This is a genomic window from Myxococcus sp. CA005 (assembly GCF_006518205.1).
GTDB classification, from domain to species: domain Bacteria; phylum Myxococcota; class Myxococcia; order Myxococcales; family Myxococcaceae; genus Myxococcus; species Myxococcus xanthus.
Map to the genome: position 1 here is coordinate 1 of NZ_SRLV01000122.1, position 20,028 is coordinate 20,028.

16 protein-coding genes and 1 pseudogene are annotated in these 20,028 nt (G+C 71.1%); 14 read left to right on the plus strand and 3 right to left on the minus strand.

Annotated features, from left to right (window positions below):
* The 5 genes from traC to FMQ63_RS33875 all read left to right on the plus strand — a co-directional run.
* Positions 1 to 1,768, plus strand: a 1,768-nt coding sequence (gene traC, locus FMQ63_RS33855; protein ID WP_141276922.1) for an outer membrane exchange accessory lipoprotein TraC, incomplete at its 5' end; no start/stop codon positions are given.
* A 297-nt stretch (positions 1,769 to 2,065) separates the two neighbouring features.
* Positions 2,066 to 3,556, plus strand: coding sequence for a pre-peptidase C-terminal domain-containing protein (locus tag FMQ63_RS33860; protein WP_011550928.1), 1,491 nt, complete (start codon positions 2,066 to 2,068; stop codon positions 3,554 to 3,556).
* Positions 3,557 to 3,672: 116 nt separating this feature from the next.
* Entirely contained in the window at positions 3,673 to 4,578 is a 906-nt protein-coding gene (locus FMQ63_RS33865) for an AEC family transporter (RefSeq protein WP_011550929.1), read from the plus strand.
* Between the two features lie 131 nt (positions 4,579 to 4,709).
* Entirely contained in the window at positions 4,710 to 5,510 is an 801-nt protein-coding gene (locus FMQ63_RS33870; RefSeq protein ID WP_171452380.1) for a nucleotidyltransferase family protein, read from the plus strand.
* Positions 5,511 to 5,688: 178 nt separating this feature from the next.
* On the plus strand, positions 5,689 to 6,237 hold the full coding sequence (locus tag FMQ63_RS33875; protein WP_225909739.1) for a hypothetical protein: 549 nt from the start codon (positions 5,689 to 5,691) through the stop codon (positions 6,235 to 6,237).
* 12 nt (positions 6,238 to 6,249) lie between these two features.
* On the opposite strand, the gene FMQ63_RS33880 is transcribed toward FMQ63_RS33875, so the two are convergent.
* Positions 6,250 to 6,459, minus strand: coding sequence for a hypothetical protein (locus FMQ63_RS33880; RefSeq protein WP_011550932.1), 210 nt, complete (start codon positions 6,457 to 6,459; stop codon positions 6,250 to 6,252).
* Between the two features lie 198 nt (positions 6,460 to 6,657).
* Between FMQ63_RS33880 and FMQ63_RS33885 the strand changes: the two genes are divergently transcribed.
* Together FMQ63_RS33885 and FMQ63_RS33890 are read left to right on the plus strand one after the other, a co-directional pair.
* Complete coding sequence (locus FMQ63_RS33885) at positions 6,658 to 6,888, plus strand: hypothetical protein (RefSeq protein ID WP_020478725.1); 231 nt, start codon at positions 6,658 to 6,660, stop codon at positions 6,886 to 6,888.
* Positions 6,889 to 6,942: 54 nt separating this feature from the next.
* Entirely contained in the window at positions 6,943 to 7,236 is a 294-nt protein-coding gene (locus FMQ63_RS33890; RefSeq protein WP_011550933.1) for a hypothetical protein, read from the plus strand.
* 7 nt (positions 7,237 to 7,243) lie between these two features.
* On the opposite strand, the gene FMQ63_RS33895 is transcribed toward FMQ63_RS33890, so the two are convergent.
* Entirely contained in the window at positions 7,244 to 8,437 is a 1,194-nt protein-coding gene (locus FMQ63_RS33895) for a hypothetical protein (RefSeq protein ID WP_011550934.1), read from the minus strand.
* 101 nt (positions 8,438 to 8,538) lie between these two features.
* On the opposite strand from FMQ63_RS33895, the gene FMQ63_RS33900 reads away from it, so the two are divergent.
* The 4 genes from FMQ63_RS33900 (at position 8,539) to FMQ63_RS33915 (ending at position 17,737) form a co-directional block, all read left to right on the plus strand.
* Positions 8,539 to 11,622: an MG2 domain-containing protein gene (locus FMQ63_RS33900; protein WP_171452379.1), complete on the plus strand. Its 3,084-nt coding sequence runs from the start codon at positions 8,539 to 8,541 to the stop codon at positions 11,620 to 11,622.
* The gene (locus tag FMQ63_RS33905) at positions 11,619 to 14,057 is read left to right on the plus strand and encodes an alpha-2-macroglobulin family protein (RefSeq protein ID WP_225909741.1); all 2,439 of its coding nucleotides are present in this window, start codon (positions 11,619 to 11,621) and stop codon (positions 14,055 to 14,057) included. The genes FMQ63_RS33900 and FMQ63_RS33905 overlap by 4 nt, the downstream gene beginning before the upstream one ends.
* A gap of 207 nt (positions 14,058 to 14,264) precedes the next feature.
* Entirely contained in the window at positions 14,265 to 15,302 is a 1,038-nt protein-coding gene (locus FMQ63_RS33910; RefSeq protein ID WP_011550937.1) for an effector-associated domain EAD1-containing protein, read from the plus strand.
* Between the two features lie 44 nt (positions 15,303 to 15,346).
* On the plus strand, positions 15,347 to 17,737 hold the full coding sequence (locus tag FMQ63_RS33915; protein WP_011550939.1) for a hypothetical protein: 2,391 nt from the start codon (positions 15,347 to 15,349) through the stop codon (positions 17,735 to 17,737).
* A 10-nt stretch (positions 17,738 to 17,747) separates the two neighbouring features.
* On the opposite strand, the gene FMQ63_RS33920 is transcribed toward FMQ63_RS33915, so the two are convergent.
* Positions 17,748 to 18,557 (minus strand): SDR family oxidoreductase, encoded by an 810-nt coding sequence (locus FMQ63_RS33920; protein WP_011550940.1) that lies wholly within the window; start codon positions 18,555 to 18,557, stop codon positions 17,748 to 17,750.
* 112 nt (positions 18,558 to 18,669) lie between these two features.
* Between FMQ63_RS33920 and FMQ63_RS33925 the strand changes: the two genes are divergently transcribed.
* The 3 genes and pseudogenes from FMQ63_RS33925 to FMQ63_RS33935 all read left to right on the plus strand — a co-directional run.
* Entirely contained in the window at positions 18,670 to 19,350 is a 681-nt protein-coding gene (locus tag FMQ63_RS33925; protein ID WP_011550941.1) for a MotA/TolQ/ExbB proton channel family protein, read from the plus strand.
* Positions 19,351 to 19,353: 3 nt separating this feature from the next.
* A complete protein-coding gene (locus FMQ63_RS33930; RefSeq protein WP_011550942.1) occupies positions 19,354 to 19,788 on the plus strand; it encodes a biopolymer transporter ExbD in 435 nt (144 codons plus the stop codon).
* A gap of 16 nt (positions 19,789 to 19,804) precedes the next feature.
* A pseudogene (locus FMQ63_RS33935) lies at positions 19,805 to 20,028 on the plus strand (energy transducer TonB); the annotation flags it as partial.

The following is a 20,028-nucleotide window of genomic DNA, read 5'->3' on the forward strand; positions in this document are numbered from 1 at the left end:
CCCCTGGTTGGGGGCCCTGGCCCTGGCCCTGGTGCTTGCACTGTCCGGCTGTTCCGCCTTCTCCCGTGCGGTGAAGGAGGGAGACGCCGCCAGCCAGGAGCAGAAGTGGGCGGAGGCGGAGGCGGCCTATCTGCGCGCGCTGGCGGCGGACCCGGAGGCCTCCGAGGTCAAGGTGAAGCTGGGCAAGGTGCGCCAGGCCTGGAGCGAGGTGGTGCTGGAGGGTGCGCGCGCCGTGCATGCCTCCGGGGACCTGGATGGCGCGATGAAGCGCCTGGTGCGCGCGCTGGAACTCAACGCGGACAACGTTTCGGCGCGGGAGCTGCTTGGCGCCACCCTGGATGCGCGCGTGGCGGCGGGCAACGTGGCGTTGAAGGCGGAACGATTGCAGGACGCGCGCACGGAGTTCGACGCGGTGCTGTCGGTGGCGCCGGACCACGCGGCCGCCAAGCGGGGCGTGGACGGCGTGCAGGTGGCCTGGGCGCGGCGTTGGTTCGGCACGGGTGAGGGCCTGGAGAAGGCCGGCAAGCTGGGCAACGCGCTGGTGGCCTACGTCCGCGCGGACCAGGAGCGCGTGGGCGCCACCGCGGCGCGGGAGCGGGCCGAGGCCGTGCGCCAGAAGCTGCGTGACGAGGTGGCCTTCCTGGTGGTGGCCTCGCCGGTGGAGGACCGGGCCGGAGCGCCGGACGTGGCGCAGCGGCTGGCGGCCGGCCGGCTGGCGGCGAGGCTGCCCACGCAACTGCCCCTGCGCGTGGTGACGGAGGCCCCGGCGGGCCGCGAAGGCGTGACGCTGGATTTGTCACTGGAGCGGGTGCTGCCGCTCCAAGTGGTGGAGGAGTCTCAGCGCACGCAGCGCTACCTCGCCGGAAATCGCTCCGTGCCCAACCCGCGCCGCAGCGGCTTCGAGACCCAGCTCCTGAAGGCCGAGCGCACCCTGGAGGATGTGGAGCGCAAGCAGGCCGCCGCGCTGCGGGAGTACCTGCGCATGCAGGCGGAGCTGTCCATGGTGCGCGTGGCCGCGGAGCGCTGCCGCGAGCGGGAGCGCCGCCAGTGCCGCGAGGCCCTGCAGGATTGCGGCGAGGCCGCCCGCGAGGTCAGCGGGCCGGGGCAGTTCCCCAGCGAGTGCAACCCCTCACGCTGCGACAACAAGGCGTGCGTCGCCGAGGAGGTGCTGCTGGTGGCCAAGGCCGCCGCGTCCCTGCAGAAGGAGAAGGCGCTGGAGGAGGCGCTGGACAAGTCCGAGGGGCAGCGCACGCAGGTGCAGCGCCACCGCGACGCCACCTTCCGCGAGCCCATCACCGTGGAGGAGCCCATGTATTCGGACTTCGTGTTCGACGTGCAGCTCCACCGGCTCACCGTGACGGCCTCCGTCACCGCGGTGATGCGGGACCTCATCAAGGAGCAGCAGGTGCCCGCGCCCAACACGCAGGACTACGCGGTGATGCACGAGGACACGGCGCACAAGGGCTATGACCGGTACGGCGTGCTCGCGGACCCGGTGCAACTGCGCAACGAATTGGAGCTGCGCGTGGAGGTGGGCGACAAGGCGGTGTCCGACGTTGCCCGCCGCGTGAAGGAGCGCTTCGACGCCTACCGCGGCAAGCGCGTGGAGGATGCCCGCCGCGGCATGGTCCGCCCCGGTGCCGAGGACGTGGTGGAGACCGCCGTGCGCGCGCTCCTGCTCACCGCGGACGCGCCGCCGCAGGACATCCTCCAGCCGCTGGGCCGTGCCCGCGGCCTGAATCGTCCGGAGAGCCTGGTGGGGCTGTAGGATTTCCGCTGACATCGTCTTTTTTTAGGACAAAAGAATATGGGTGGCCGGCGAAGGGTGTCTTGTTTCAGGACGGCCTGTCTGAATTTCAGTCGGCTGTTCTTCTATGGGCAAACCCTTAGAAGCACTGTCGTTTCAGGATGAAGTGTAAGGCCTGTTTACGAATGGCCGAGGGGTCTTGGAGTCCCGGTACACCGCGTTGAGCGGGGAGCCATCAGAAATCCTGAATGACGGCGATGGCTTGGATGCTGGCATGGCGGCTGCTTAATCGGCTGCGAACCACTCATCCCAACAAGGATGTCCATGTCACAGTCCAAGTTCGTCGGCGCCCTCACGGGCCTGGCGCTGCTCGCCGGTTGCGGCGGTAGCGATGGCACCACCCCCGCCTCCGAGGAGACGCTCGGTCAGGGGATGTCGTGGGAGGAGTTCCTCTCTCTCGTGTACCAGGAGCCCGACACGGGCATCTTCATCGCTGACGGTGACACGACGTTCGCGACCGAGAAGCACCTGCGCGAGTTCTATGACAACAACGTCAAGAACGGGCAGCTCATCGTCCACCGCGTGGGCGGGGCGGACGCGAAGTGGAACGACACGCAGAAGCTGAACCTCACCTACTGTGTGAGCACCACCTTCGGTAGCAACTACCAGGCGGTGGTCAACGCCATGGCCAGCGCGACGGGCGCGTGGGAGGCCGCCGGCCACGTGAAGTTCGTCCACGTGAGCGCGCAGGACTCCAACTGCACCGCCTCCAACAACAACGTGCTGTTCGACGTGCGCCCCATCAACGTGAATGGCCAGTACATCGCCCGCGCGTTCTTCCCGGGTGACGCGCGCTCCAGCCGCAACGTCCTCTTCGACAACAGCGCCTTCGGCCCCATGGGCGTCTGGACGCTGGCGGGCGTGACGCGCCACGAGCTGGGCCACGTGCTTGGCTTCCGTCACGAGCACACCCGTCCCGAGGCCGGCGGCCAGTGCTTCGAGGACAGCAACTGGGGCGTGCTGACGACCTACGACAGCGCGTCCGTCATGCACTACCCGCACTGCAACGGCACGCAGACGGGTGACCTCGTGCTGACCACGAAGGACGTCCAGGGCATCCAGGCGCTCTATGGCACGCCGAACGGTGAGCCGCCCCCGCCGCCCCCGCCGCCCCCGGAAGGTGTGCCCACCACGGAGACCCGCACGGGCTCTGTCGGCGCGAACGCGAACGTCAACTACGGTCCCTTCACCGTCGTTCCCCGCTCGACCTTCAAGGTCGTGATGACGGGGACGGGCTCGGGTGACCCGGACCTCTACGTCCGCTTTGGCGCGGCTCCCACCACGACCGCGTACACCTGCCGTCCGTACCTCGCCGGCGCCAACGAGACCTGCGAGCTCGAGGTCCCGGAAGGCGAGACCAGCGCGTACATCATGGTGCGTGGCTACTCGGCCGCCAGCTTCAGCCTGACCATCAACTACCTCGCGCCCCTGGGCGGTGGTAGCGGCACGCCCACGAGCGAGACGCGCTCTGGTTCCGTGACCTCGGGTGGCAGCCAGAACTACGGCCCCTTCAGCGTGAAGGCCGGCACCAACTTCAAGGTCGTGATGACGGGCTCGGGTGACCCGGACCTCTACGTCCGCTTTGGCGCGGCCCCCACCACGAGCGCGTACAACTGCCGTCCGTACCTCGCCGGCGCTTCCGAGACGTGCGACATCGCCGTGCCCGCGGGCCAGACCACCGCGTACATCATGGTGCGTGGCTACTCGTCCGGTACGTTCAACCTGGCCATCAACTACACCAAGCCGTAGTCCAGGCTTCGACGTGAAGTGAACGACGGGCGGTCTTCCTTCACGGGAAGGCCGCCCGTTTCTTTTTCCGCATGTCGCTGGAGTCCGACGCGGCGGGCTGAGACGCTGCGCCCGCCATGGGGAACGTCATCGGGCTGTTGGGGGCGTGTATGGTGCTGGGCGTCCTGGCCCGGCACAGTGGGAAGTTCCCGGAGGGCTCCGCCGGGGCGTTCAACACCTTCGTGCTGTACGTGGCGCTGCCCGCGCTGGTGCTGCGGGCCATGCACCAGTTGGTGTTCGTGCCGGAGCTCCTGGTCGCCGCCTCGGTGCCGTGGCTCTACTACCTGGGCGCGGGGCCGTTCTTCCGGCTGCTGGGGCCCCGGCTGGGGCTGTCGAAGCCGTCCATCATGGCGTTGGTGCTGACGGCGGGGCTGGGCAACACCGCTTTCGTGGGGCTGCCCATGGCAGAGGCGCTGCTGGGTGCCAAGGGCCTGCCGGTGGCGGTGGTGGTGGATCAGCTCGGCTCCTTCCTGGTGCTGTCCTCGCTGGCCACGGTGGCGGCGGCCCGGGCGGGCGCGGACACGCCGCTGTCCCTGCGCCAACTCGCACGCAAAGTGGCCACCTTTCCCGCGTTCCTGGCGCTGGTGGTGGCGTTGGCGACGCGGCCATGGGCCTATCCCGTCTGGCTGGACGGAGTGCTGGAGCGGCTGGGCTCGCTGCTGACGCCGCTGGCGCTGTTCGCCATTGGCCTGCAACTGCGCCTGTCGGGCATCAAGCCCCGGCTGCCCGCGGTGGCCCTGGGGCTGTCGTACAAGCTGTTGCTGGTGCCGGCGCTGACGGCCGCGGGGCTGCTGGCCCTGCCAGGGCTGGCGCCCACGGTGGTGCAGGCCACGCTGCTGCAGTCGGCCATGGGGCCCATGGTGAGCGCGGCCATCCTCGCGGCCGAGCATGACCTGGACCCGGACCTGGCGGTGTTGATGGTGGGAGTGGGCGTTCCGCTGTCCTTCGCGACGGCGCCGCTGATGTTGATGCTGGCGCGCTGACGCACGCCCGCCTGTCCTGCGGCCTGCCACGCGGCCGGACCGCTGTCGTCCCGGCATCGCGCTCCTATTTTTGGCGCATGGCTGAGCAACCACCGAAGGCCTCGGGCGCGCCCGGGGGAGACCCACGGCGGATGGAGGTTCGGCGGCCGGTCGCCGAGCTGGGCGCACGGGCCTATGCCATCCAATTGTTGTCTGACGCGCGAATCCCGTTCCTGGTCGGCGGCGCCTACGCGTTCGCCCACTACACGGGCATCTATCGCGACACGAAGGACCTGGACCTGTTCATCCGCAAGGACGACGCGGACCGCGCATTGGAAGTGCTCGCGCGCAATGGCTGGAGCACACAGAGCAATGTCCACGGCTGGCTGCACAAGGCCTTCTGGGACGACTTCCTCGTCGACCTCATCTTCGCGTCCGGCAACGGCATCACCGTCGTTGACGACGGCTGGTTCGAGCACGCGGTCCGTGCCCGGCTGCTGAACTGCGCGTGCAATGTGCCTCCGGCGGAGGAAATCTATTGGAGCAAGGCCTTCGTCCTGGAGCGAGAGCGCTTCGACGGGCACGAGCTCACGCACTTGCTCCTGAAGACGGGGCGCACGTTCGACTGGCCGCGGCTGCTGGCGCGCTTCGACCGGTACTGGGAGGTGCTGCTCGCGCACCTGATGTTCTTCCGCTTCGCGTACCCCGCGGACCGCGACATCGTCCCGGAGTGGGTGATGCGCGAGCTGCTCTCCCGCGCCAACAGCTCGCTGGCGGAGGGCAACTGGGACTCGCAGCTGTGCCGGGGCCGGCTGTTGTCGCAGGTCAGCTACCAGGTGGACGTCGACGAGTGGGGCTACGAGGACGGCCGCGCCTGGGATGAATCCGAGCGCAGGCGCGAGTGCGAGCCCGAAGCGGTGCCCGCCGCGAGCGGTACATACGGCGGCCACTGAGCCACGGACCCTGCGCTCGCTTCCCGGGACCTTTCGAGTCCCGGCGTGAGCGCGCCAGGTCCACGGGCCCTGCCACGGCTTCGGCGGAGCCTCACCTTCGGGCAGAGGACCCGCCGAAAGCAGGTGTCATGTGTCACGGAGCGAAACAGGGCCACGAGGTGTCATCGGAATCCTGGGCGTGTTGTGTCTGACGCTCGCGCCCTCCTCGCGGGCACAGGTCTCCGTCACCGGACAGGGAGGACCGCTGCGGCTCGAAGCGGGCTCTCAGTCGGTGGCGCTGTCCCTGGAGGAGGGCGGCGTCGTGCGGGGGCCCGGCGTCGAGCTGCGTCAGCGCGGCGCCGCGCTGGTGGGACAGGTGCGTGGCAGTGACGTGGATGTCGGCTGGGCCAGCGGAAACCTGCTCGGACGCGTGGGGGAGGGCACCGTCGACCTCCGCGTCCTCGAAAGGACGCCAGAGCCGGGCCTGCGTCTGGAGGGAAACTTCGCCAGCCAGCCGTCGAGCCTCGTCATCGCGCCCTTCGCCATCGCTGGCGCCATGGGCGGATGCAACTACACGCTGTCCGTGACGGGAGAAGGGTATTCGGGCTGGCGCACCTGCCAGCCTGGGACGACGCTCCAGCCGGGCCCCGTCTCCCTGTCCCTGCCCGAGGAAGTGCTGCGCCTCGGGCAGGGCGAGAGGGCGACCCTGCTGGCGCTATTGCTGTCGGAGACGATGTTGCCGCCGTGAGGCGGCGCGTGCTCAGGCGAGCACGGTGGTGGCGAAGGACAGCTCCACGCCGTTGTCGCGCACGCGCATGCTGGGCTTGGACAGCCAGTGGCACCGCGGGCAATAGCTGTGCGCACCCGCCTGAGAGGCACGCACAGTCACCTCTCCACCGCAGAGCACGCAGCCGTCGGGGAGGACGAATTCGGCGAACCGCTCGCCGGTGTTGCTCTCGAATTGAGTCATGCCTCTGAGTTAACGCAGGAATCGCGGGGCACAAGGCGACCTGCGGTGTCCCCCGGTCGGGCATGGCCTGGCGGGCAGGCGGGCGGCCGAGCCCTCCTGCATTCCTTACGGGCCCGCCGCGCTTTGGTGGGTGGCCGACACCGCAACCCGGTGATGTCGCGTGTGCGCCCTGGCACGGGGATTTCAAGAGCCCGGGGCATGGATGCACAGGGTGACGGTGGCGGCATGGGTGGGGTGCTGCGGGTGGAGCTCCTCCATGACCGGCGAGGCTGGGGTGTGGAGGTGGAGACGTGGGCCGGGGCCGTGCGTCGATACCGGTATGGCAGCGAGGCCCAGGCCCGCTTCTTCGCCGCGGTGTTCGAAATGGGCCCCCGCGTGCTGCCGCCGGTGAGCACCGGGCGCCGCAAGCGGACCCGCCGGGCGGCCTGAGGCTCCGCGTCTTCCCTCTACCCTCGCGGGCTGCTTTCGGAGAGGCTACGGGCCATGAGTGACGCACCCAAGCCCTTCCTTCACCGTCCCAACCGCCAGCTCATCACCAAGGAGCCGGACCCCGCGGGCCGTTGGTCCAAGCAGTTCCCGGACATGATTGGCTACGCCAGCCAGGGCGGCGGCAAGGTGCCGGCCGACTACGGCTGGAACACCAACCCCAAGCAGTGGCAGGAGGAGATGACGTCGGAGTCGCTGGCCGCGCGCTACGGCGAGCTGCGCATCCTCCCGCCGAAGCCCGAGTCGCCCGCGCTGCCCGAGGGCGCGAAGGCCGAAGGCACCAAGCCGTAATCCCGCTTCAACTGAAGGGCAGGGCCGCGAGCCGCTCCCGAAACCGGCCGAGCAGCTCCCGCGCTCCTGCCTCGTCCAGTCCGTCGCCCGCCTCCTGCCTCGCCTTGCGCAGGAAGGCGTCGAAGGGCGCCGAGCGGCCCTGGAGCGCGCCCGCCGCCTCCACCGCCTCCGCCAGCACGCGCTCCGCGCCTCGTGAGCCCAGCGTGAGGTGCATGTCCGCCTGTTCCAGCTTCATGCCGCAGGTGGCCCACATCGCGCGGTCATGGACGACGAGCCAGGTGCGCGTCACCTCCTCCATCTGCTCATCCAACGTCGTGAGGTAGGGCTCCACCAGCTCTGGCAGCGCGTCCGGCGCCAGCTCCGACTGGGTGGCCGTGTCCAGCAGCCGTGCGCGCAGCTCCAGCACCTGGTGCTTCTGCGGCGTGCGCAGCGCCACTGACGCGGGAAGGGATACGAAGGCGGACAGGCTCTCCGCCACCTGCCGTGCCAGCGAGGGGCGCGCGCGGGCCTCCGCCTTCGCCGCGCGCTCCAGCCGGCCTTGCAGGGAGCGGCGCAGGTCCGCCGCCGCCGCGCGCAGCGCCGCCCGTGCGCCCAGCTGGTGGGCGTAGCCGGGCACCACCTCTTCGCGGCGCACGTCGGCGAAGGCCGAGGCGGTGAGGTACACGAGGTCGCCGATGCGCACGCGGAAGTCGGCGCGGAAGGACTGCAGCTCGGCCATCAGCGTCCAGCGGTCGCTCACCACCTCCGGGCGGCGCATCTGCTGTCCCAGCTCCGCCACACGCCGGGCCAGCCGGTCCGCGATGGCGTGCAGCACCGCCTCCACCTCCTGCGCAAGGCGCTCATCCGAGCTGGCCGGCGGCGGGGCCCAGCCACCGTCGCCGAGCCCGACCGGGCGCGTGGGGGGCGGGAACTCCTGGTGGACGGCGCTGATGAGCTGGTTGACGCCCACCAGTGTGTCGCCAATGGCCGGCGCCATCGTCTCCCACAGCGACAGGTCCGCGCCGCCGTCCGCTTCCACCGACGTGGGCTCGTACTTCGCGATGCTCAGGTGCCCCAGCCGGTCGATGGCCACCGCCGCCGCGCGGTGCACGCGCTCCAGCCGGTCCGCCAGATGCCGGTCGGTCAGTGCTTCCAGGAGCGATTCCAGGCGCACGGGAAGCGCGTCCTGGGGCAGGCGGGATTTGGGCTTGGGCGCTGGCAAGGAGCGGCGACCCTAGCGCACCGTCTTGAGCCACGCGAAGAACGGGGGGCCTCGTCAGGGCCTCGGCTTCCCGGCATAGAGTGGAGGGAAGGGGAGAACCGATGACAATCCGCTTCCGGCGCCGCCGGCTGCTGGGGGGAGGACTGGCTGCGTTGCTCGTGGGGGGCGCGGTAGCCTTTGCCTCCTGGGACGTCTGCCTTTCCGCCTGGGTCCTGCGAGGAGTGAAGGTGCCGAGCTGTCCGGACGGACAGTTCCGCCAGGTGGTGGAGGTCCATGGCTCCGGCCTGGCGCGTGGCGACACGGGGCAGGTGGTGGTCGTGACGCATGCGCTGGCGCCGCACCCGGAATCCGGCCAGATGATGAAGGCCCTGGTGACAAAGGGCACGGCCGCCGTGTTCCTGGTGGACGGGGAGGGGAAGGAGACGCCGCTTCCGCTGTCGAAAGGGACGGAGTGGACGCGCACCACGGACGACCGGGGGCTGTCGGCCCGCGTTGTGCTGCCGGAGGTACCGGACGGTGACTACCAGCTCCGGGCCCGCGTCACCTCGCCGCTGGGTACGGACACCGTGGATGCGCCGCTGCCGCTGTATGCCAATGCCCTGGCGCATGTGCTGACGGACCGGCCCCTGTACGAGCCGGGCCACGAGGTCCTCTTCCGCGCGGTGGTGCTGAGGGCCAAGGACCTGGCGCCGTTGGATGGGCGGCCGGGGACGTGGGTGGTGCGGGATTCCACCGGCGAAGTGGTGCTGGAGGAGCGCGCGCCGGCCGGGCCCTGGGGTGTGGTGGCCGGGCGCTTCCCGCTGGACCGGGGCGCGCCGCAAGGAAGCTGGACGGTGAGCTGGGTGAGCGGCGGGGCGCAGGCCTCGGCGTCCTTCGAGGTGAAGCCCTTCACCCTGCCGCGCTTCCGCGTGGAGGCGCGCAGCGCCCGGCCCTTCTGGCGCGTGGACGAGGTGCCGGTGGTGGATGGGCAGGTGACGTATGCCTCGGGCGCGCCGGTGGCCGACATCGAGGTGGGCCTGACGTGGGACATCCACGGTGACTGGCCCGCGCCCACGGAGTGGCAGGCGGGAGGCCTGCCAAATCGTGCGCGCACGGACGCCGCGGGGCGCTTCCGCCTGTCGCTGCCACGTGTGCCCATGGACCTGCGCGGACAGGCCCAACTGGTGGCGCGTTTGGTGGCGCGGGACGCGGCGGGAGACCGCATCGAAGGCGGCGTGTCGCTGCTGCTGTCCGAGGACGCGCTGCAGGTGTCGGCGGTGACGGAGGTGGAGGGCGGACTGGCGCCGGGCTTCAACAACCGCGTCTACGTGCGCGCGACGACGGCCGCGGGGCAGGTGCTGCCGGGCACGGAGTTGACGGTGAAGCGCGCCTGGGATCCGCGGGACGAAGGCGTGCGCGCGATGACGGACGAGGACGGCGTGGCCGTCTTCCAGCTCGACCCCGGACCTCCCGTCAACGTCGTGGTGCCGCCCATGCCCGTGCGTCCGCCGCTGCCCGAGCCCACGGTGCGGCTGGGGCAGACGCGCAACCTGCTGGCGCCAGGGAGGGAGGCCTCGCTCGAGGATCTGCTCGCGTTGGAGAAGGCGTTGCCCGCGCTCGAGCCCTGTGCGCGCTTCGTAGCGAGCGAGCAGGGAGAGATTGACGTCGAGCTCGGCCTGCGCGTGAGCGCTTCGGGCGCGGTGCTGGACGTGGCGACAGGGGCGAGCTCATTGCCCACCTGCGTGGCCTCCGTGCTGCGCTCACGCACGCTGCCCGCTGGGCGAGAGCGGGTCCTCCACGTGGGCCTGAGCGTCATGGACCCGGGTCTGCCGGAGTTGGCCGTGGAGGTGGAGTCGGCCTATGGCGCGCCTGAATCGCTGGTGGCGGCTCTGGCCGACGCGGCCCGTGATGCGCGCACGTGTCTGCCTCGGGACCTGGGCATGGAAGCCCCGTTGTCTGCGGCCTTGAGCTGGCGGCTGGGGAAGCGAGGCCTGGAGTCGCTGACCTGGGTGACGCTGCCGAAGCAGTCGGGCTCGCTGGCCGCGTCAGCCCTGCCTTGCGTCCAGGAGCGCTTCGCGCGCGTCCGGCTGCCAGAATCGGCGCGGACGGAGAATGCCCTGGGCGTGGCGTACCTCACCGCCCATCCATCCGCCGGAATGGAGCACCAGGACGTCGCCCAGGCCACCACCTTCCTGGGCTACGAGCTGAAGGTGAGCGGCACGCAGGGCGGTGAGGTCGTGGGCGAAACGAAGCTGGTGCTGCGTCCGGCGGAGGTGCCACCTACGCGCCTGCGCGCCACGCCGGTGCTGGCGCGCGGCGGCGAGGAGGTCCGCATCGAGCTGATGCGCGGCCCCCAGTTCGAGGGCCCGCTGCCCGGCACCCTGGTGCTCCAGGCGGGCAACCAACGAATGGAAGAGAAGGTGGACAAGGCGACGCGCTCGGTCCGCTTCAAGCTGCCCGAGGACTTCGAGGGCTGGGCGATGACGTACTGGGAGGGCGCGCAGGGGCGGGTGTACGTGGCGCCGCGCGCGCAGCTCTCCGTGGAGGTGACGCCGGACAAGCAGCGCTACTCTCCCGGCGAGCTGGCCCGGCTCCAGTTGCAGACGCGGGTGGATGGCCAGGACGGTCCGGCGGCGGTGGGCCTCTTCGGCGTGGATGAGACGCTGGCGCAGCTGGCGCCGCTGCCAGGGCCGGACGCGCTGGGGCAACTGCGGCCCGTGCCCACGGTGGCCTCGCCGGCCTTCGGTGTCCTGGACGGTCAGGCGCTGGCCATGGGGCGCATTCGCGGGGCCAACGCGGCGTCGGCGGCGGTGCTGCGGGTGAGCGACGTGCCTCGGCGCGAGCACACGGAGCCCCGCGTGACGGTGAACGCGGTGACGGCCTTCGAGCCGGAGTCGGAGCTGACCGACCCCTTCTACACCGTGCTGGCGGAGCTGCACGCACAGGTGCGCGCCTGGGAGGAGAAGGCGCCGCAGGGGCAGACGCTGGACCCCGCGGGCATGGCCCGGCTGTGGGAGGGCGCGCTGGCGGCGTGTGAGAAGCGCGGCGACAAGGTGACGGATGCCTTTGGCCGCCGGTTGAAGCTGTCGCGGCTGCCCGTGGACCTGCTGGCGCTCACCGACCCGCGGGCGGTGGTGTCCAGCGGCACGCGGCTGCCGGAGGACGTGGAGAACTGGAACGCTTGGGTTGCCCAGGAGGCGCCATGAATCGCTCGTTCTTCGCCGGGGTGGGGTGCTCCCTGGCGAGTCTGGTGGGACTGGTCATGTTCGTGGCGCTCTTCGGTGACAACGTGCGGCGCCTGTTCGGCGCATCCGCTGACGCACTGGCGGGGGCGCCCGCGCCCCAGGCATCGAAAAGCCTCCGCACCTTTGGACAGAACAACTCCGAGTACGACGAGGTGCAAGCGGTGCTGGCCCCCCCGCCGGTCATGGCGGAGCCGCAGATGGAGATCGGGGAGATGGAAGGGGGGATGCTCGGGTTCTCGAGCGCGCTTCGCAGTGCCCGCGGCGTCGTGGTCAAGGATGATGCACGCAAGGGCGGAGGCGGCGCGGAGGCAGACGCCACGCCCAGCCGTGCCTGGTTCCCGGAGACGTTCCTCTTCGAGCCCCTGGTGGTGACGGACGCGTCCGGCGCGGCGACGGTGCCTGTGCGCGTGCCGGACCGCCTCACGCAGTGGCGGGTGCTGGCGCTGGCGCACTCGCGTTCGGGCGCGCAGTCCGGCGCGGTGACGTCCTTCACGGGCACGCTGCCCACGTACGTGGACCCGGTGCTGCCGGCCTTCCTGCGCGCGGGCGACGCCGTGCGGATGCCGGTGCAGGTGATGAACACCACGGACGCGGCGGTGGAGGCGCCCTTGAAGGTGGAGGTGCCGGGCGCGCTGGTGGAGGGCGGCAGCCGCACCGTGCGCGTTCCGGCGCGCGGCAGTGTGGTCGAGTACGTGACGGTGCGGGTGGCCACGCCGGGACAGGTGGCGGTGCGCGCGACGCTGGGTGCCACCGACGCGGTGGTGCGGGACTTCCCCGTGTGGTCCACGGGGCGGCCGGTGGTGGAGACGCGCGGTGGCACGCTGGCGGCGCCGCGCTCGTTGTCGCTCACCGGGGCGGTGGACGCGCAGCCGGGAAGTGAGCGCGTCCGGGTGCGGGTGTTCCCCGGCGGGCTGGGCGTGTTGCGCTCGGAGTTGCTGAACGCGAGCGCGCGCGAGGACGCGGCCGGCGTGGGCTATTCGCTGCTGCTGACGGGCCGCGCGCCGGAGCTCCTGACCGCTCTGGGCGAGACGCGGTCCGCGGAGGCGCTGAAGGCGCTGAGCACGCCCGGGCAGCGGCTGAAGGCGCCCGTGCCCCCGGAGCCCGGTGAAGTGGACGTGGAGTCGGTACGAGCGGGGCTGATGCGGGCGACCCAGCGCGCGCTGCGGTGGAGCCGGGCGCCGGACGTGGCCACGGCGGCGCTGCTGGCGGAGGGCGCGCTGGCACATCCGGACAACCCCGTGCTGGCCCGCCTGGGCGAGCGGCTGGCCGCGCAGGTGGCGGCGGCGCAGCTCCCGGACGGCACCTGCCAGGGCGGCAATGGCTGGACGCTCCAGCGGTTGTTGGTGGCCACCGCGGACTGCACGCGCGCGGTGAACGCGGCGGCGGTGACGCCGGAGGGCAAGCGCCGCGCGGCCTTCTTCACCGCGCGGGCCTCGGGTGCGCTGGAGCGCAACCGGGCGCACGTCAAGGATGGCTACACCGCGGCGGCGCTGCTGGCGAGCGGCGCGGTGACGGGCTCGTTGCGGGACTCACTGCGCGAGCAGGTGCGGGACGCCGTGCAGCGGCGCGACGAGGGTGCCGCGTTCCTGCCCGTGGAGGCGGGCGTGGTGGACGCCGCGGGCGGCACGCCGACGGAGGCCGAGGCCACCGCGCTGGCCGTGCTGGCCCTGGAGGGCGACGCGAAGGCACCCGTGGCGGACCTGGGCGCCGCGTTGCTCGCCAGCTATGAGCCGGTGAACGGCTGGGGCAACGGGCGCGCCAACCGCCTGGCCTTGCAGGCCGTGGTGTCCCTCTTCCGCGAGCCGCTGCCCGCCCAGGTGCGGGTGGTGCTGGAGCGGGACGGCCAGGTCATCACGGAGGGCACCTTCGACGCCAAGGCCCTGCGTGAGGTGCTGTCCCTGGAGGCGGCGGCGCCGGGCTCCGGCGGAGCGCACACCTGGACGGTGCGCGCGGAGCCCGCGGTGCCCGGGTTGGGCTTCGCGCTGGCGTTGAGCGCCGCGGTGCCGTGGACGCAGCAGGCACAGGCCGGGTTGGAGTTGTCCGTGCAGGTGCCCTCGGACGCGAAGGTAGGGCAGCCGTCGGAGGTGATGCTCCAGGCCTCCACGCCGTCGGGCCTGCCGCTGGTGATTCGCCATGGGCTGCCCGCGGGCGTGCAGGTGGACACCGCCAGCCTGGAGGCGCTCGTGCGCGAAGGGAAGGTGGCGTCCTGGCAGAGTGAGGATGGCGCGGTGACGCTGCGGCTTCCTCCCCGAGGGCCGGGCGAGCCCTTCCAGGCGCGCTTCCGCGTCATCCCGACGCTGGCGGGCACGCTCCAGGGAGGCGCGTCGTCGCTGATGGCCCTGTCGCGCCCTGACCTGGTGTCCTACGTACCCCCCGCTACGTGGGCCGTACGCTGAGGAGAAGTCGCTGGCACTTCCTGCCCCCCGGGCCACTGCCCCGGCGCTGCGGGGCGCGTTATGTGTCGACTCGTGGTGACTTCACGGGCCTCCAAGAAATGTAGTCCGCGCTCCCAACTGGGCACTCACGCAGGGGATGCACAGATTTCCCAGCAGCAACACGGAGTCGCAACCGCTCCCAGGGTTGTTTCGTCGTGGGTGGCAAGCATGGAGCTCGACGGCGCGGAGAGGGACGAGCTACAGCGGGCGCTGACGAGCGCGTTTGCCTCGGTGGAGCACCTTCGCCGGGTCGTGGCCGCCACCTGCCGCAGGGATTTGGAAGCGCTGGGCGTCTCCGGTGGGCTGCGTGAGCGCGTCTTCGCGCTCATCCACATGGCGGAGGCGGAGGGCTGGCTGCGCGAGCTGATTCGCGGCGTCTACCAGGCCCTGCCCCGACACCCTCGCCTCCAACGCTTCGTGCAGGTGTACCTCGCGTCCATCCAGCGCAGCATCCCCCGTGTCGGACTGGAGCGCATCTTCGGCAGCGGCCGGGCGGACGCCGAGCGTGAGCACTGGCGCAAGCGCCTGACTTCCATCGAGCGGCAGGTGTGCCGCGTGGAGCCGGAGGTGGGCGCGGCGCTGGGCACCGGCTTCCTGGTGTCTCCCAGCGTCGTGCTCACCAATTTCCACGTCATCGAGAACAGGCTGCTGGAGTCTCTACGGGTGCGCTTCGGCCGCAAGGTCCTCCAGGACGGGACACTGCTACATCCGGGGACGGTGTATCGCGTGACGCGCTGTCTGGCGCGCAGTCCTTACAGCCCCGCGGACCTGATGCACCCGCGTCCGCGTGATGCCACGTCGGGCGAGCTGGACTACGCCTTCCTCGAGGTGGCGGGTGTCCCCGGCGAGGACCTGGTCGACGGGGAGCCCCGAGGCTGGCTGGAGCCGCCCGATTCGCGGGAGTCCTTCACGCCCGGCAGCCTGGTGCTCATCGTCCAGCACCCGGCGGGCCAGCCGATGAGCGTCGCGCTCGATGAGTTCCTGGGCGTCAATCCGGGCCGCACACGCGTGGCGTACCGCGCGTGCACGGGGCCGGGCTCCTCGGGGGCACCCTGCTTCACCCAGGACCTGCGGCTGGCCGCGCTGCATCACAGCGGTGGGCCTCGCGTCCCGTCCGCGTCGGTGGGACACAACGAGGGCATCCCCATCGACACCATCCGCGGCAGCCTGTCCGGGAGCATGTTGAGCCAGTTGGGGTGGGGGTAGGGGCGCGAAGTGGAGGCATGGGGGCCGCCTGATACAGTCAGTGAATGCGTTCCGCTGGCACCCGTCCCGCCGTCACCCACTCCGCGTGGGGGCTCGTGCGTCTTCCGGCCCTGCTCCTGTTGCTCATCCTTCCCTGGGGGGCCGGCGCTGAGCCCTCGCTGCGCGTGGCGGGTGCCTCCGCCAGCAACGAGGTGAAGCTGCGGACAGCGTCGGAGGACTTCCGGCACGTGCTGCGCGTGGATTTGCTGAGCGCGCCGGAGGTGGTCGGCGACGTGGCCGTGGCCGGCGGCGTGGCGAGAGGCGTGGACGGCGAGCTGCCCGGCGGCGTGACGGTGCTGGTGGATCCGCTCCAGTCCCGGGACGGCGTGCAGGTGCCGTTGCAGGCCGTGGTGAAGGAAGCGGAGGCCGGGGGCGCCACGGTGCCCATCTCCACGCGGCGCCCCATCCACGTCGAGCTGTCCGGGCGCCTGCCCGTCACGGGGGACTACACGGGCCATGTGGTGCTGGTGCACGCGCAAGGGCGGGAGACCACCGCGCTCATCGTCACGCGCGTGCAGGCGGTGCCCGCGGTGCAGTTCATCGCCACGTCGCCAGCGGTGACGTCCGCGGGCTGGGGCTGGGGCTCCATCGACGCCACCGTGCGGCTGCCGTTCAAGGAGACGGCGGGCGTGGGCGGTGTCGTGTCGGTGCCCCAGTTGCTGCAATTGCAGCGCAAGGCACCGGACATGGACTCGGCCCTCATCCAGCCGCGCTTCCAGAGCGTGCGCTTCGCGCTGGAGGGCGGGAAGCCGGATGGCGGCAACCTGGATGTCACGTCGGTGGACGGCGGCATTCCCGTGAGCGCGCATGGGAGCGGCGCGCTGCTCTTGAACCTGCGGGGCCTGGAAGGTCCGGGCGAGTACACCGGCACCGTGCGCCTGTCCGTGCGCTCGGGCACGCCGGTGGAGCAGCCCTTCACCTTGTGGGTGAGCTCGCCCTGGTTGTGGGGCGCGCTGCTCATCGCGGCGGGGGCCGTGTCGTCGTTCGGCGTGCGCCTGTACTCGCAGCGCATCCGGCCCCGGACGCTGCGCTTGCAGCGGGTCATGGAGCTGCACCGCCGGCTCCAGGCCGTGGTGAGCGGGCAGGGGGCTCGGGCGCGGGAGGTAGGGCAGGTGATGCTGGGCCAGGTGGACGGGCTCGCGTTGGAGATTCGCCGGCCGGTGCGAGGCATCCGCGTGCGCGACGGGGACCTGACCGCGCTGGAGCCTCGTCTAAGGCTGTACGGCGCGTGGTGTGACACGTCACGCAAGCTGGATGCGCTCCCGGCCGAGCTGCGTCCGGAGCAGGCGAGCCAGTTGCTGGCGGAAGTGGAAGGCGCGCTGCGCACGGAGGACACCGCCACCGAGCAACTGGACCGCCTCGCCGCCAAGGTGCGGGAGCTGGACGTGGACGGACTGGCGCGCGCCGGGCTGGAGGCGCGGTTGCAGGACATCGACCGTCAGGCGCGGACGCTGGTGGAGCAGCACGGTGAGGACTCGCTGGGCTTCCGGCTCAAGTACGAACTGCTGTCCCTGCTGTCGACCGTGCGGGAGGAACTGGCGCGGGGCGCGCTGGACGCCGCCCGGCGCCAGTTGGAGTTCGCTCGCCGCTCGTACTTCGACATCCTCTGCGAGGAGCTGTCCGCGGCCCTGGCGTCCCGCACGCCGCCGCGAGGCTTCACGGAGGAGGAGTGGGAGGCCCTCACCCGGCAGGTGAACACACTGCTGGAGAGAGCCCGCGAGCGCGCGAACACCAGCGTGGATGATGCCGTCCGCATGTACCAGGGCGCGCATGCCGCCTATGTGCGCCAGCTCATCGTGGAGCTGCGCGGCGCGGTGGACGAGGCGCGGCACGTCAGTGAGTCCGAGGCGCAGACGCAGGCGCTCGATGAGGTGGAGGCGCTCCTGCGCGAAGCCATGGGTCTTCTGGTGGCGGAGTCGTCGCACGAGGCCGCGGGGAAGTACGGCGAGGCGCGCGTCCGGTTTGTCTCCGCCAGCCAGTCCCAGCGGATGGCGAAGAGCTTCCACCTGGAGTCGCTCGCGTCGGACGACGGGGTCGACGGGGCGCCCTCCGTGCCTCCTCCCACCGCGCCCAGCGGTGGAAGCATCCTCGCGCTGCCGGAGGCGCCCGCCGGAGGGGCACCCGCGCTGGGCGACTTCGAGGGCATGCCGCTGCCGTCGCCGCGTCACATGTGGCTGGTGGAGCTGGGCGTGCTGGCGCTGCTCACCACGGTGGCGGTGGCGTTGGGGCTTCAGTTGCTCAATGTCTTCTCGCCCACGTGGGGCGGTTTCGGCGCGTGCATGACGGCCTTCCTCTGGGGCTTCGGCCTGCACCAGGTGGGCAACGCCTCCTTCGAGGGAATCACCGGGTTGCTGACGCGCGTGGAGCGGCCGGCCACGCCTCCGCCGGCCACCTGAGCCGCGCGAATCAGCGCCGCCGGTCCTGGATGGTCTTCGCGGTGATGCGGTCCACCACGCCCGGGGCCACCAGCTTGAGGAACTGGGCGACGCGGGCCTTGGTGGTCATCACCACCTCGCGCTCGCGGCGCTCCATGGCGCGCAGGATGATGGCCACGCAGGTGTCCACGTCCATGTTGCCCGCGCTCTCGTCGTGCTTGCTCTGCCGCACGGGCTGGCCGTCCGCGCCCAGCGCGCTGTCGCGGATGTTGGTGGCGACGAAGCCGGGGCACACCACCGTCACGTCCACACCGGTGCCGCGCAGCTCGATGCGCAGCGAGTCGAAGAAGCCGTGCATGGCGTGCTTGCTGGCCGCGTAGCCGCTGCGGTTGGGCACGCCCGTCTTGCCCGTGAGGGACGACACGGCCACCACCAGTCCGCGCCGCGCCTTGAGGTGGGGCAGGGCGTGGTGGGTGCAGTACACCGCGCCCAGGTAGTTGATGCGCATCAGCCGGTCGAAGAGGGACAGGTCCTTCACCTCGTCCACGCGCGCGTCCATCGTCACGCCCGCGTTGTTGACCAGCACGTCGACGCCGCCAAAGGCCTCCACCGCCCGCTCCACCAGGTGGCGGCAGGCCTCCGCGTCACCTACATCGGTGGGCACTACCACCGCGCGCCCGCCGGCCGACTCGCACCGGGCCTTCACCCGCTGGAGCGCTTCCTCATTTCGCGCCGCCAGCACCAGGTTGGCGCCGCGTCCGGCCAGCACCACCGCCAGCGCCTCGCCAATGCCCGCCGAGGCGCCCGTGACGACCACCGTTTTTCCTCGCATGGCGCGCATTCTGGCCCCTCGCCGTCAGAGGGGCCCGGAAAAAATCCGACCACCAGGTGACACTTCAATTCGGGCCCGGTGTTCTGGTCGCGCCAACGTGCTTCGCGAGGGGAAAGACACCATGCCGTCCATCGCCGTTTTCGCCCAGGCCCACCCGGAGCAACTGGGGTGGCTCAGCAGCAAGCTGCTGGGGGTGACGCTCACTTCCGCGGAGTGGGTGCTGTGGGTGCTGGTGTGCCTGTCGGTGCTCTCCATCGCCATCATGCTGGAGCGCACGGTGTACTTCGCCCGTCACCGGCTGCCGGACTCGGAGGCGCTGGCGGTGCGGCTGTCGCGCGGTGAGCTGGACGCGGTGAAGGCCGCCATCCAGGGGCGTCAGGGCATGGAGGCCGCCATCCTGCGTGAAGGGCTGGCGTGCGCCGACCAGGGCGCGGACACGGTGGAGCAGGTGATTGCCTCCACCCTGTCGCGTGAGCGCCCACGCTACGAGCGCTTCCTGTCCTACCTGGGCACGCTGGGCAACAACGCGCCGTTCATCGGTCTGTTCGGCACGGTGCTGGGCATCATCAAGGCCTTCAATGACCTGGGGAAGATGAACGCCCAGGGCGGCGGCGGGGCCATGCAGCAGACCGTCATGGCCGGCATCTCCGAAGCGCTCGTCGCCACGGCCGTGGGTCTGGCGGTGGCGATTCCGGCGGTGGTGGCCTTCAACGTCTTCAGCCGTCAGCTCAAGACGCTCACCAGCCGCGCCAATGCCCTGGGCCACGCGCTGGTGGGCAGTCTTCGCTCGGAGGCCCGTTAGGCCATGGCGGGCAGCGCGCAGGACAACGACGACGAAATCACCGGCATCAACGTCACCCCGCTGGTGGACGTGGTGCTGGTGCTGCTCATCATCTTCATGGTGACGGCCAACTTCATCGTCCGTGAGACGGTGGAGGTGGACCTGCCCCGAGCCGCCAACGGCGGTGAGACGGTGCAGGGCCTGGTCAACGTGGTGCTGGACAAGGAGGGCAAGTTCTTCTTCGACGGCACCGAGATGACCGAGAAGGAGTTGGAGGCGAAGGTCGCCGAGGCGGTGGCCAAGGACAAGGACACGCGCGCCATCATCAGCGCCGACCAGTCGCTGCCCTACGGCCGCGTCATGCGGCTCATCGATGTGGTGAAGGGTCAGGGCATCGCGAAGTTCGCGCTCAACATCGAGAAGGACGTGGCCCCCGCGGCTGCGCCCGCAGCGCCCTGAAGCGAGGCATCAGCGCATGAGTCAGGCGGTCCTCGAAAATAGTCCCACGACGCCCACGCACGACCGCTCGCTCGCCGTGGTGGGCGCATTCCTGCTCGTGTCGCTGGGGATTCACGTCGGCGGCTTCTGGGCGCTGGGGGAGGGCGACTCGCGCTCGCGCCCCGTGCCCAAGCGCCCCGTGGAGATGGTGATGGTGGAGGTGGCGAAGCCGCCCCCGCCGCCCCCCGAGCCGCCGAAGCC

Excerpts from the sequence above, each read along its gene's own strand:
- FMQ63_RS33865 (WP_011550929.1), top strand. The coding sequence starts at position 3,673 with ATGGGGAACGTCATCGGGCTGTTGGGGGCGTGTATGGTGCTGGGCGTC.
- FMQ63_RS33885 (WP_020478725.1), top strand. The coding sequence starts at position 6,658 with ATGGATGCACAGGGTGACGGTGGCGGCATGGGTGGGGTGCTGCGGGTG.
- FMQ63_RS33890 (WP_011550933.1), top strand. The coding sequence starts at position 6,943 with ATGAGTGACGCACCCAAGCCCTTCCTTCACCGTCCCAACCGCCAGCTC.
- FMQ63_RS33920 (WP_011550940.1), bottom strand. The coding sequence starts at position 18,557 with ATGCGCGCCATGCGAGGAAAAACGGTGGTCGTCACGGGCGCCTCGGCG.
- FMQ63_RS33910 (WP_011550937.1), top strand. The coding sequence starts at position 14,265 with ATGGAGCTCGACGGCGCGGAGAGGGACGAGCTACAGCGGGCGCTGACG.
- FMQ63_RS33900 (WP_171452379.1), top strand. The coding sequence starts at position 8,539 with ATGACAATCCGCTTCCGGCGCCGCCGGCTGCTGGGGGGAGGACTGGCT.
- FMQ63_RS33905 (WP_225909741.1), top strand. The coding sequence starts at position 11,619 with ATGAATCGCTCGTTCTTCGCCGGGGTGGGGTGCTCCCTGGCGAGTCTG.
- FMQ63_RS33930 (WP_011550942.1), top strand. The coding sequence starts at position 19,354 with ATGGCGGGCAGCGCGCAGGACAACGACGACGAAATCACCGGCATCAAC.
- FMQ63_RS33860 (WP_011550928.1), top strand. The coding sequence starts at position 2,066 with ATGTCCATGTCACAGTCCAAGTTCGTCGGCGCCCTCACGGGCCTGGCG.
- FMQ63_RS33925 (WP_011550941.1), top strand. The coding sequence starts at position 18,670 with ATGCCGTCCATCGCCGTTTTCGCCCAGGCCCACCCGGAGCAACTGGGG.
- FMQ63_RS33870 (WP_171452380.1), top strand. The coding sequence starts at position 4,710 with ATGGAGGTTCGGCGGCCGGTCGCCGAGCTGGGCGCACGGGCCTATGCC.
- FMQ63_RS33915 (WP_011550939.1), top strand. The coding sequence starts at position 15,347 with ATGCGTTCCGCTGGCACCCGTCCCGCCGTCACCCACTCCGCGTGGGGG.
- FMQ63_RS33880 (WP_011550932.1), bottom strand. The coding sequence starts at position 6,459 with ATGACTCAATTCGAGAGCAACACCGGCGAGCGGTTCGCCGAATTCGTC.